At 43.9% G+C, this 12,679-nt stretch carries 12 protein-coding genes; 3 read left to right on the top strand and 9 right to left on the bottom strand.

Translation table 11 applies throughout. The annotated features are described in order from the left end of the window. Positions 1-46: 46 nt before the first annotated feature. The 5 genes from C9I98_RS06825 to C9I98_RS06800 form a co-directional block, all read right to left on the bottom strand. Positions 47-1,501 (bottom strand): hypothetical protein, encoded by a 1,455-nt coding sequence (locus C9I98_RS06825; RefSeq protein ID WP_036829323.1) that lies wholly within the window; start codon positions 1,499-1,501, stop codon positions 47-49. Between the two features lie 170 nt (positions 1,502-1,671). Then, positions 1,672-2,619 (bottom strand): nucleoside hydrolase, encoded by a 948-nt coding sequence (locus C9I98_RS06820; RefSeq protein WP_036829325.1) that lies wholly within the window; start codon positions 2,617-2,619, stop codon positions 1,672-1,674. A gap of 4 nt (positions 2,620-2,623) precedes the next feature. Continuing rightward, on the bottom strand, positions 2,624-2,989 hold the full coding sequence (locus C9I98_RS06815) for an MFS transporter (RefSeq protein WP_036829327.1): 366 nt from the start codon (positions 2,987-2,989) through the stop codon (positions 2,624-2,626). Positions 2,990-3,127: 138 nt separating this feature from the next. Beyond that, entirely contained in the window at positions 3,128-3,928 is an 801-nt protein-coding gene (locus tag C9I98_RS06805) for a hypothetical protein (RefSeq protein ID WP_036829328.1), read from the bottom strand. Next, positions 3,855-4,613, bottom strand: a complete 759-nt coding sequence (locus tag C9I98_RS06800) for an MFS transporter (protein ID WP_281260936.1) — start codon at positions 4,611-4,613, stop codon at positions 3,855-3,857. The genes C9I98_RS06805 and C9I98_RS06800 overlap by 74 nt, the downstream gene beginning before the upstream one ends. A 1,193-nt stretch (positions 4,614-5,806) precedes the next feature. Here C9I98_RS06800 and C9I98_RS06790 point away from each other — a divergent pair. Together C9I98_RS06790 and C9I98_RS06785 are read left to right on the top strand one after the other, a co-directional pair. Next, positions 5,807-7,285: a M81 family metallopeptidase gene (locus C9I98_RS06790; protein ID WP_107271764.1), complete on the top strand. Its 1,479-nt coding sequence runs from the start codon at positions 5,807-5,809 to the stop codon at positions 7,283-7,285. Positions 7,286-7,336: 51 nt separating this feature from the next. Continuing rightward, complete coding sequence (locus tag C9I98_RS06785; RefSeq protein WP_107271763.1) at positions 7,337-8,614, top strand: MFS transporter; 1,278 nt, start codon at positions 7,337-7,339, stop codon at positions 8,612-8,614. An 87-nt stretch (positions 8,615-8,701) separates the two neighbouring features. Here the strand turns inward: C9I98_RS06785 and C9I98_RS06780 are convergent, their stop codons facing one another. Beyond that, entirely contained in the window at positions 8,702-9,835 is a 1,134-nt protein-coding gene (locus tag C9I98_RS06780; RefSeq protein ID WP_036831940.1) for a DUF3626 domain-containing protein, read from the bottom strand. Positions 9,836-9,916: 81 nt separating this feature from the next. Then, a complete protein-coding gene (locus C9I98_RS06775) occupies positions 9,917-10,837 on the bottom strand; it encodes a M14 family metallopeptidase (RefSeq protein ID WP_036831936.1) in 921 nt (306 codons plus the stop codon). A 229-nt stretch (positions 10,838-11,066) separates the two neighbouring features. Between C9I98_RS06775 and C9I98_RS06770 the strand changes: the two genes are divergently transcribed. After that, entirely contained in the window at positions 11,067-11,468 is a 402-nt protein-coding gene (locus C9I98_RS06770) for an OsmC family protein (RefSeq protein ID WP_036831934.1), read from the top strand. On the opposite strand, the gene C9I98_RS06765 is transcribed toward C9I98_RS06770, so the two are convergent. After that, the gene (locus C9I98_RS06765; protein WP_036831931.1) at positions 11,465-11,827 is read right to left on the bottom strand and encodes a VOC family protein; all 363 of its coding nucleotides are present in this window, start codon (positions 11,825-11,827) and stop codon (positions 11,465-11,467) included. The genes C9I98_RS06770 and C9I98_RS06765 overlap by 4 nt on opposite strands. Before the next feature lie 51 nt (positions 11,828-11,878). Beyond that, positions 11,879-12,610 carry a GntR family transcriptional regulator gene (locus C9I98_RS06760; protein WP_036831928.1) on the bottom strand — a complete coding sequence of 244 codons (732 nt, stop codon included), beginning with the start codon at positions 12,608-12,610 and terminating at the stop codon, positions 11,879-11,881. Positions 12,611-12,679 lie beyond the last annotated feature (69 nt).

Raw genomic sequence — 12,679 nt, 5'->3', positions numbered from 1 at the left:
TGCCTAACATAATCATCTGGCCTGAATGTAAGACAAGATGAACGGCTTAGCACTCATTGCTTGTTGGCTGGAGGAGGGCTTCTAGCACTGTCGCATCATCAAAGTGGCGTTCACCGATAAATGCCGTTGCGTGATGGCCAACCTGCCTCATGGTGCCCGGTGAAGGGACGCCAAATGGCCAGAGGTATATTCGCTCTAGACGTTCACTGGCGAGCAGGAACCCTCGCTGGTCGAACAGGCTTTTATTGTAGTGCTTTTGGGTCGGAATGCTGCGGAGTGCATCGTAGTGTAGTGGCAGCAGCTGGCGGGCGTGGCTCGGTTGCTTGGAGCGCCATTCCACTTGTTTGATCATATGCTCGCCATGAGAAAGGGTGACGTTTAGCATGCTCGCTACGACGGGCATGGCTTTGGTGAACGTCAGTGGCTTTTCGATACCATCATCCTGTGCTCGGAAGACAAGCTGAGGTTGCAAGGCAAATACCATGTGATAACAGCCACAATGGTGAATGCTATCTAAAACTAATGGCTGGCCTTGGTGATCCAAGGTTAGGCGAAGTACAACCCCATCAAATGCTCCGGCGTAAGGATCAAAGCTTGATTCCGGTGTCCGGTTGGCAAACCAAAGCGAGTAATTGAGTTGAAGGTATACCTTGCCATGAAACTCGGTATAGCTGTGGTCGAGGTAGATTGTCGGCGCATTGGTGTTCACTTCGGGCTGAAGGTGAGGGCTGTATTCGACACGCCCCGGCTTGTCGTCTAGTGAGGCAGATTCAATCTCAATAACAGGCGCATAGTGATGGAGCAGCTGATTGATCTGTCGCTCAGATAACTGCGGCCAGTCAAAGTCTGATTGTACTAACGCGTTGTCAAACCAGCGCTGTATTTGGTGAGTGGATAGCGTGGCGGAATCTGGGGCCATGGCATAAGTCACGCTGTAGCCTTCGGTTGGCTGGTTAAACTCGTCCAGAATGCGTTTTTTTTCATTTTCTATGGCAGGTTTGGCAACTTGCTTGCTAATAGGGAAAACCCCAAAAAAGCGGTACCAAGGCTCGTAGCTTGAATCAATGGTAGGCGGCGATTGCTCAAGGCTTTGCCAGAAAGGGGTATCAAACCGAGAGTGTTGGGTGAGCTTATCAGCACAGTAATCAAGCGAGGCTAATTCGAAATGCTGCTTATCAATGAGGTTATTGTACTCTGCATGGCGCTGTGACTTGGCCTGACTAGCGGTGTAATTCAGCCATTGCTGTTGATCGTTTCTAGTTTCAAGCTTTGAAAGCTGGGCTTGGCTGAAGCGGTTGAAGGCTAGGTGAGGATAACGGTTATCCCAAACCACTTGTGCATCTTGGACGCCTTGTCGCTTTACCTCAGATTTGAACGCATTGAGTTGGTCGATACACGAATCAAGAGATGTTGGGTAAGAAGGCGCGGCATATTGGCTATCTGTGATATTGGCGCATGCTGATAGCACGACGGCAGATATAACGGTAGCAAAGTAGCGCATTAGGAGCCTCATACCAATCAGGATAAGTAATTGATCTAAGTATTGCGCATGAAAAATGGTTGTTAAGTATTTTTTGGTAGGTTTTAGTGCAAGTGCAAGTGCAAGTGCAAGTGCAAGAAAGAGAGAAAAAAATGCCGCTCACGTTAAGTGAACGGCATTAGACAGATCGATTACGCCATTACGCGCTCTTTCACCATGTTCATGAACTTTTTGTAATCCGCTTCAACACTCACTTCAATTTCTGGTAAGTGGTGCCATGTGTGGGAGTGGCGGAAGTCCGCAACAGTTTGCCCTAGTGTTACCTGCCCTTGAGTTTCAACGGCAACACGGGCTGTCAGGGTTTTGATTAGCGATGGGTCAATGACAGCGGCCACTGCCATTGAATCAATCAATACACAGTAGGACTGGTAGTCGCGGCCCAGCACAAAACGCATCATTTTCGCCATATGCTTGGCTTCTGGTTGTGCTGAGTTTTCCAGATCAACAATGTCACTTTCGTCGAAGTTGACATCGAAGTGGGTCGCAACATCTAAGCCAACCGCTTGGAACTTAACGCCAGATTCGAATACGACTTTTGCCGCGTCTGGGTCTACATATACGTTCCACTCTGACTGAGGGTTGTCACCGGTTGCATTTTCAAACGAAGCACGGTTGGTACCAAATGACCCTGCGATCGCAACCACTTTTTTGATTTGAGGGATGATTTCTGGTGCTTTGATAAATGCCAATGCGATGTTTGTTAATGGTGCCAAGGTGAGCAGGGTGACCTCACCTGGGTTTGCCTTAACAGTATCAATGATAAAGTCCACCGCATGTTGCTGCTGCTGAACCAGGGTTGGCGCCGGGTGGTGGTTATTGCCAAGGCCGTCATCACCATGGCTGAACGGGTCGCTTGGCAATTCACGGATCAGTGGTTTTGCCTGCCCTTTATAAACAGGGATGTCAGGGCGGTTGATCAATTCTAGTGAAACCAAGGTATTACGCGTAGTTTCATCAACATGTAAATTGCCAGATACAGTGGTGATGCCAAGAATATCTAACTCTTTTGATTTTGCAGCAAGAATTAGGGCAATGGAATCATCCATGCCTGCATCACAATCGATAATGACCTTTTCCATCAAATTATCCTTCATTTACTAATTTAGGGGCTGAAAGCGACTTATTTCTAAAGCCAAATACAAATAGAACCGTGGTTAAAATGCCAACAATGACAGGTAGGGACCAGAAGACACGCCATTGGGCCAGATCATTCACGTCGGAAACAAAAATATTGAGAATATTCCCCATAACCAATGAGCCAAGTAACGAACCTGCTCCCATTGAAATAAACATCATTAATGACTGGGCTTGCGAGCGCGTTTCTTTGGTCGCGAGCATGTCCATCACCATTTGCGAGACGACAATATAAAGTGCCATGATGAAGCCATGAACAGCGATTGCACCAATGGCTAAGACAATATGTGGGGTATAGGTGTTGGTTAGCAGCAATGTGTATCGTAAAACGCCCTGTTAAGGTGTGAGCAACGCAATACCGATGCCTCCGCATACCACCTTAAACACTAAACGCAACGCATAGTGAAAATGCCACGCGTTGCGAATCACTCTTAAACAGTTTGTTATATGCATTTACCACTGAACGTAGTTACTGAGTACTTTTATTACCCAATCAAGAATTCCATTGATGATTAAAAGTGCAAAAGCAACAATAAGCCCGCCAACAAGAGCTTGCCACAGCCAATTCAGTGGTGAGCGTCCTGCCCTTGAAAACCTAACGTTAGGAAATAGCTTGTTAACCAAATTAAGGATTTGTTGATTGATGAAACCCCAAGCATTTGAGAAAACCAGAAATGTAAACAAAAAGGTAATAATAAATGCACTTTCAATTTTTACATAAGGGTACAATTTCAGAGCCGTAACTAAGCTAGCAACGAAGCCCAAGCCAACTCCAAGCAATTGAATTAATAATTGAGTCCAGTTGTTGCGAATTTTACCGTTATGATTCTGAAATTTTTTGATAATCTCCAACAGACCACAGAAAACTGAATCCACAAGGTCACCGTCATCTGAAGAGACTTGCAGGTTTGTGTTGTTGGGTTCATTGGAATCTAGGCGTAACTCAATACTAGTGCCTTGTTGTTTGTTCGAGAATACAGCTCGATTGGAGTCTAGCGTAAATATGACTCGTTCAACTTTTGTAGCCTGAGCATAATGCTTTTGCACATCAGAAAACTCTGTCAGCTTATAGCCACGATTATCAAACCTAATAATGTAGTTCTGAAGTAAAACGTCTTCTTGAACTCCACCTTTCTTTTCAAGTTGTTCGTTAGATGATGTGCACCTTTCAGCAAGAAAGTCATTTACCTGCTGCAAAAGCTCTTCGTCTACAGTCACATTCTTGATGAACTGATCTCTTAAAAATGTTCCCACTGAATTCTCCATTGCATATAACAATAGACAGCAAACCAAATGTCATTAGTGTTTTTAGGTTGAAGCGAAGGCACAATAGCGGGATCAGCGCCATAACCAACACTTCACTGATCTGTCCGATTGACATGTAGGCCGCGGTTCTTTCTAAACCTGCCGAGTGGAAGTATAGGGGCGCATACTGATCGTATAGAGTCGACAGCATGGTGGCAAAGAAGCAGGTAGTAATAAACACTTTAAACCCGCTACCCTCGACATTCAGGGCTTTGAAAGAATCGACGCCAACAACATCTCGCCAGTTGAAGGTTGAGTTTTTAGCCGCTGGTGGTGTGTATGGCAAAATGAAGAAGAAAATAATGCCAGAAACAATAGAGACCACCCCGCTAATAATGAATGGTGTTGCCGTTGTTTCAGCTTTTAATAGGCTGATCACTGTCGCTGCGAAAATCCAGCCTACAGTGCCACCGATACGAATAATTGGGAAAAACTTTTCTCTATTCTCAACATGCGCCATCGCAATACTATTGGCTAAGCCAAGGGTTGGGGCGTAAACGAGCTTATAAATGAAGAAAAGTGAAACAAACAGCAGTGGCACTGAAGATAGGCTAACTGCCAATAATAAAAGTAAGCCACTACATACAAAAAGGAATGAAATCATTTTGTTAGCAGAGAAGTACCTATCGGCAATCGCTCCTGAATCAAAGGTGATATCACCATTGATAGTGGGAAACTGGTAACCGCATAAACGATCAAGTCGCGCATACCAGATTCATTCATATAGATTACAAGCGTAATCATTGACGTTCCCATGAGGAAGTACACCGAAAACATTATGGCAAATAAGATAAAGTGGGTAATATTCTTTCCGTGAATGGTTTTCGGTGGTATATGGCTACCGAGTTGTGAACTCATTTTCTCTACACCTATTTTAAACTATTAATTTATTTATATTTCTACCGTTAAAGCAGGAAGAAATACATGGTTGAGCTAAACCAATAGCAATACCGATCTTATTCATAGTGATGAATATGATCAGTGGTTGCTTTGAATAATATATTCTGTGTTTTAGTGATTTGGGCTTGGTTAGAGCCCTATTTGGCGAAAACGATTGCGCTGGTGGTCGAATGCTAGCATAAACTCACTCACTTTAAAGGTGAGGGAGTTGTTTCAAAATGTAAGCTTGTGCTCAATGCCAAATTTCATCAGCACGTGCCATAACAATTTAAGTTCCTGTAGCCCTTCTTCTTGAGCATGAAAGTATGCCAAGAAGAAGGGCTGGTGGAACAAATTGGCTGCAAACATCCAAAGCAATTCTTCTTAAACTGTCGTGTGAAAGGACTCTCAAGGCGACGTCAATTACTTGAGGTTCCGGCTTGGTGTTTTGTCGCTAATGCTGAGAGTTATTTGTATCTAATTACTAATAAAGTTTGCTTTGATGAATTTAAATTCCATAAATGCAATTGAGTCTAGCTTATATGGCTGGATACTCGGCTGAATTTTAATGAGTTTGGCGATCTTACTATCTGTTTAAATATTTCATTAAAAAATATAGCGTTATGAGTAAGGGGTAAAATAATGCTCTTATTGTTGGTGATAAATTGAACTGGTGCTCAGTTGACCACTTATACGCCATATGGACATTGATAGTGCTTGTGTTTAGTAAAACTAAACGCTTTTGTTAGGAGAAATGTATTGCCAAATTAAGAGGAGGGGTTATTGTAAATGTATTGTTAATATTTATGTTAATGAATTGTCTTTGTGCGGGTTTGGATTCATGCATAATATATTCTGATAAAAATATTAATTGCTGACTTGATGTGACTCTATGACGATTTGTATTAAGTGTTGATGTTTTATTTAAAGTGGTGAAAGTAATTAACAATGACTAATGTTCTGATTGCGTGGTATGGCCATGAAAGTAACTCTTTCTCTAGAAATAGAACTGATTTCTCGTTGCTAACTTCTCAAGGTTGCTGGGAAGGAGAGGAAATAATTACTCAGTTTACAGACACACCCAGTTATCTCGGTGGAATGATTAATTGCGCTAATGAAAATAATATAAATATCATTCCTACCTTCGCTGTAGAAAATGCGGGGCCAATACTAACCGATGAGTGTCACGAATTAGTTTTAGCCAAGATTATTAAATACATAAAGCAAAATAAAGAATGTATAGATGGTATTTGTTTGGGGCTGCATGGGGCTGGCGTATCTGAAAGTATTGATGATCTGGAAACGGATGTACTAAGAGCGATCCGAAGAGTGGTTGGTGATGACATTCCAATTACAGTGACGTTAGATCTCCATGGTAACCTTACCCAAGAAATGGCTGGTTTAACCCAAGGGCTTTTTGGCGTAAAAGAAAACCCTCATACTGACTATGCGGTTAGTGGATATGAAGCTATGAGTACTTTGATAAACGCTATCGAGCATGGAGTACGAGCCAAAACTTCGGTTAAGCCAATTCCTGTCCTTATGCCTATTAGCCAAAATATCGACGGAGAGCTAAACACAGTTAAAGAGTACTTTAATACTTATAAAGCTGACCATGAACTGCTTGATGCTGCCTTTTTCCATGGTTTTCCATATGCAGATGGCCCACATGTCTCCAGCTCTGTCTTTGTTACCGCATATGAAAATTCTGAATACCATGCCGAAGTATTAGCGAACTACTTAATAGAAAGAAAAGAGCGACTAAGCTCAATTTACCGTGTTGAGCCAGAAGAGGCGATTGATCTTGCTCTGACGACATTATCTAACGAGAAGGAAGGATATGTTGTTTTAAATGAATCTTCAGATAACCCTGGGGGCGGAGCGCCAGGGGATGGTACTCAGTTGCTGCGTGAGATGCTTGAGCGTGATATCCCTGGTTCAGCCTTTGGGTATATTTACGATCCTCAGGCCGTACAAGTTGCTTTAAAAGCTGGCGTGGGTAATCGTGTTAGTGTTGATTTAGGTGGCAAAATTGAGGAATCACATTTTCATGGTGAGCCAATATCGTTAATTGACGCAGTCGTTTGTTCTATATCAGAGGGGCATTATCAAGCAACCACACCTTTGATGAAGGGTATCCATGGCACATATGGGCCAACAGTCTGCTTGCGTTCGGGTAATGTTGAAATCGTAGTGTGCTCTGTTCAGAATCAAACTTACGATGATACGCCCTTTGTCACCGCAGGCGTTGATCTTAGCCAGAAAAGGCTTGTTGCTCTCAAGTCTTCTCAACACTTCAAAGCGTTTTATAAAGACAGGGCGATCACGACCATTGAAGTCAATACCAATGGCGTGAACAGCAATGACTTAACCTCTTTTTACTATAAAAACATTAGGAGGCCTATTTATCCTTTAGATAAATTTTAACGCCTTATAAATGGAATAATTATAAAGTACACCTCTAGGAAGGAAGAATCTATGCTCGTGTTTAATAAACAATCATTTATTATTTTGATGGTGGTTAGTATATCAGCATCAATTATATATCAGGTACCATATTTAAAATATGTATTCTACGATCAAATGGTCGCAGCACTGAATGTTACCAATACGGAGTTAGGTAAGTTGAGTGGTATTTACGGTATGATTGCAATGTTTTGCTACCCAATCGGAGGCATTCTTTCAGATAAATTCAGAATTAAGAATTTGTTTTCGATGTCAATGGTAGTAATGGGGCTATTAACATTATGGATGTCAACATTACCAAGCTATAATACGCTGAAGGTTATTTATGCTTTAATGGCTATTTTTTCTATTCTTACTTTTTGGGCTTCTAGACAAAAAGCGATTAGACTGATCTCTCACGGTAATAGCTACCCTAAAAACCAAGGTCTTAGCTCAGGCATTTTGGGCTGTACCTCAATGCTATTTAGCTTTTTCATTACTTATGTCATCAGCCAGTCACTGGATTACAAATCAGGTTTTCAAGTTGCCTTATATTACTATGGTGCTGCGCTGATTGTGCTTGGGGCTTTGAGCTATATTGTGATACCTCGTTTTGATGATGAAATCTCGGCTGAGACTAAAAGCAGTAATGGCAAGTTATCTCTATCTGTTGTGAAGGAAGTACTAAGACTACCCATTGTTTGGTTAACAACGGTTTCAGTTTTCTCTGTTTATGGTTTGTACATTACCGTTTCTTACACAACACCATACCTAACCAATATTTATGGGATTTCGGAGTCTACAGTCTCGATTATTTCTTCAATCCGAACTTATGGGCTAATGCTGATTTCTGCACCATTACTCGGTTATCTAGCAATGAAGATTGGCTCAACAGCACGGATGATTGTTTATTCAAGTATTATTGCTTTAGTCTGTGTAGCATGCTTTGTACTATTGCCTAAAGATGCAGGCTTTATTTTACCTGTTACCATTATCACTTTGATTGCCGCGTTGTTTGTTGGTGGCTCTTATGGTGTTTATTTTGCACAGTTTGCTGATGGTAAAGTACCCGTATATATGTTTGGTACGGCAACGGGGATTGTTTCTTTTGTTGGCTTTATGCCTGATGTATTTGTACACCCGTTGATTGGCTCTTGGCTAGACTCTTACCAAGGTATTGAAGGGTACAACTATTTATTTGGCCTCATGGCGGTATTTGCCACTATGTCGCTACTGGCATCGTTTAGTATCAATTATATATATGGGCCGAAGAAGGAACCTAAGCAGGTTGTTTCCGAAGCCGGTGCATAACGTATTATATAAAGTAAAATAATCCTCATAATAGCCAGAAAGATTGATTCTATCTGGCTATTTTTTTAGCTGGATGGTACATACAAGTTAGCCAAATTTCACCAGCACATGCCATAACAACTTAAGTTGCTGCAGCCCTTCTTCTTGAGAGTGAAAAGTATGCCAATTATCGGGCTGGTGGATCAAATTGGCTGCGGCAGCGCCAATGGTGCTTGCGGTAATGAAGTGAGTGCCACCTAGCTTGGTTTCGCCTGCCTGCTGGTTTTGCTGTTGCTGGAACTGGCTGACTAGATTGGCCAGTGCAGGCATGGTATTGCCGCGGAAATCATCTGGCACGTTATCTGGGTTAAGTGCGTACCCCTGATGCCACATCAACTCGATATTATATTGCTGGCAAAGCCGCAATAGGGTTTGCCCGATCTCAGTACCTTTGAAGGATGGGTCGGCAACCAATGCCATTACATCATGCGTTAGCGAAATATCACCGTGGATTTGCGCTTCTATATAATGATCGAGGTTTCGCCCAAGCGGCATTGTGTTGATAGGGTAGTGAGCGTCAAAAGAGCATCTAGATTGCTCGAAACGGTTGATTAAGCTATCCACCAACTGAGCTGGACGCATACCGTGACAGCCTAAAGCAAAGTCCAGTTCGAAAGCGTCTATGAGCAAGTTTACCAGAATATCGTCAAAGCAGTCTAAGGTGCCGCGCTCTTGCGGGCTGGTATGGGAGTCGCGATAGGTGAATGTTGCTCGCTGGCTAACTTCAGGGTTGAGCAGGAAGTAACAAGAACCAAATCGAGGGCAAGGGCCATCCGAGTGGTTCATAAGGTGCAAGGCACCATATTTCGGCCGCTCGACTGGGTTGAACCCGTTTTGGGTGTAAGCGTCGCCAAACAGGGCATTTTCCCAGTTATCTCTTGGCCCACCTTGTTCTGGGCTGACCTTGCCGTTAGAGATATGGGTTTCAAACTGGCTTTTGTACCTGCCATCTTGCAGCAGCTGGTCAACCACGGTTAGGTTTTGGCTGGCGATCCTGTCAGGGTGGAAGTGTAATGCAACAGGGGCGTTGCTTTTGATGGCTTCAATGGCTTGCTGAAAACGACGCGGCTCAATGTTACTCATCTGCAAAATGTGCTCAATCATCGCCTGCGCTTTGGCTTGGCGCGATTTTGCATGTGAGCGAATATGGTTCAGGGCGAGCGTCTGCGAGGTATTCAGCATAAGGTGAGGGCTCCATTGAGTTGATGACCAGACACAAAAAAGGGCTGTTGAACAGCCCTTTATTCCAACAGAATTAAATATTTACAGCTGTTTAATAACGTAGTCAAGTGCACCAGTGACGGCAGCAACTTGTGCCACGTTACACTCTTCGTCAGTCACTTTGTCACTGTCTGGGTAAACCTCGGTAGTCGTACCGTATTGGCAGTCAGACAGGCCGTTACATAGGCTTAGTTTTTTAAGCGGGTAGTTAATCACACCCTCTTGAGTGATTGGTGAGCCGATGATTTTGCCGCTCGCATCTGGTGGCGCGATATGGGTTACTTTGCGAACCGAATCGATAACCGCTTTTTGTAGTTCAGGCTGTGGGTTTTCGGTGTCGCCAACCGTGTAAAAACCGTCTGGGATCATCTCTTCGAAGTGGTCAATGCCATCGCGAGCAGCGCGTGCGCGGCGGAACTCGGTTTCGTCAGAATCGGTTGTTTCGTGCAGATCAACGTGAACAAGGATATCGCAGCCAAGATCTTTCACCATTGCCATCAGGTTAGCGGCTTCTTCAGAAGGGCTGTCCTCAAAGAATGAGCGGTTTGGATCGACAGCTTGTGGGTTCCAGCGGTTGATCACTTCGTAACCCCAAGGGCTAACACAAGGTGCAATGACAATATTGAAGTGTTCGGTGTATTTCTCAGCTTCGCCATCAGCGAACAGTAGGGCACCGTGCACGCCACTGGTTTCGTAACCATGAACACCGCCAGTAACCAGTGCGGTTGGTTTGCTGTTGTCCCAGTTACGTGACTTAATCACATAAAGAGGGTATTTCTCAGGGTTATAGCTTAAAGCGCCATACTGAGAAACATCAAAACGATCACGCAGGGCATCAATTTTGGTCACGACTTCTTCTTGGTAAGAACGCTGGATTTTTTGTTGTGCCAACCACTGCGCTTTTTCTTCGTCGCCCCACTTCTGGCCTACTGTACCGATTGGGTATGTGTTTGATATTTCCATTATTAACCTTGTGTTGTGTTTACTCCTGTGCCAAACAGAGTAATCTACTGTGGTTGATGAATCAAACGTATTGATATTAGGGATAAATCTGCTTCTAACCATTATTTTGTTGCTGAAACATTGTTATCCCAGTTAAGTCACTGTTATCTAATAGTTCGTGGGGTTTAACAGCAATAGGGAGAAGTATTTGAAAGGAAGATTAGTTGTTTAATTTTGTAGGAATATCACAATGGCAGTAAGCGTAAGTTGGTTAGAAGATTGTCAGTTTAACGTGGTGACAGAAGATAAGTTCGAATTCACCATTGATGCCGATGGCAAAAAAGCCCCATGCCCCACTGAAGTATTGTTATCAGCACTAGGTACATGCAGCGCCACTGATGTAGTGATGGGGCTGCAGGATGAGGGTGTCGAGTTAAGGCAGTTTGAAAACAAATTGACTTATACCCTGACCGAAAGCTCGCCACGGTTGTACGAAAGTGTGAATCTGCACTTTGTGGTCAAGGCTGCTAATGTGACTGAAGAGCAAGTGTCGGCTGCGGCTAACAATGCATTGGAAAAGTACTGCCATGTTTGCTTGATGCTACAGCCGAAAATTAAAGTGACTCACTCGGTAGAAATCCTTAAGCCTTAGTTGGCAACGGACTCAGACCATACCGCGAACTCGTTGCCGCTAGGTTCTTTGAAGTGGAATCGGCAACCGCCGGGGAAATCAAAAATATCACGGACGATGGTGCCGCCGTTGTTGCGTACGTTATCGAGCGTCGATTGGATATCGGCGCTATAAAAGACCAGCAACGCGCCACCAGTGAGGGTTTCGGAGCAAGCGTCAGCCTTAAAGAAACCGCCATCCAATCCCTGGTTTGAGAACGCTGTATATTCCGGGCCGTAATCGACAAACTCCCAGCCGAAGACCGCAGAGAAGAAAGCTTTGGTTGCGGTTAAGTCAGAAGCCGAGAATTCAACATAGTTGAGCTTTTCATGCTGGTTCATTTCAATGCCTATATAAGGGTGTTTACCCTAAGTATTCAATGCTGTGATGAGTTAGGCAAGGGCTTGCTCTGATACAAAGATGGTTGGTATCTCTGCAATGCCTTCTTTTTCAGCCATGGCGGCAAGTGCCACTTCAGATGCGCGCTTTACATGCTCGATGCAGGCATGGTGAGCCGCTGCGCAGTCACGTTTCATGATGGCATCAACAATGGCACTCATTTCTTCAATGCTCTGCATATAGCGGTTTTCTTGTGAAATGGAAGTCGCACGCAGTAGGTTTATCCGCGCTTGCTGTTGGCGCAGTAGCTTAGCGGCAGTTTGGTTACCACAGCCTTCGTAAAGCAGTTCATAGAAGTCATTCACACTATCAAGAATATTCGCCACGTTGCCTTGGGTTAGGCGGCGGGTCAGCAAGTGCAGGGTTGTTTCAAGCATCTGCAATTGCTTGTCGGTGGCATTGATGGTGTATAGCTGAACAATCAGGCTTTCTAGGCTGGCGCGAAGTTCATAGATTTCTTTTGCTGTTTCAAGAGTCAGCCGGGTAACTATTGGCCCTTTGTTTTCCAAGTAATCAACCAAGCCTTCTGATTCGAGGTGGCGTAGCGCTTCACGCACTGACGTCCGGCTCACCCCCAGCATGTCGCATAAATCGCGCTCTACCAGGCGATCACCCGGTAAAAGCTGAAAATTCATGATGGCAGATCGCAAGGTGGCGAGTACTTTCTCACGTAAAGGAACGCGGCTGTTATCTATCTTGGTAATTTGGGAAGGTTGCCTAATCATGCTGTATTCTCACTACGGTTAAGCATTCATTGGTAAACCTATGGAATGCTGAAAAGAGTCATGCGCCTT

It is taken from the genome of Photobacterium sanctipauli (assembly GCF_003026495.1).
Classification (GTDB): Bacteria; Pseudomonadota; Gammaproteobacteria; order Enterobacterales; family Vibrionaceae; genus Photobacterium; species Photobacterium sanctipauli.
Note: the sequence above shows the minus strand (reverse complement) of the source record. Positions and strands in the feature narration are given on the sequence as shown.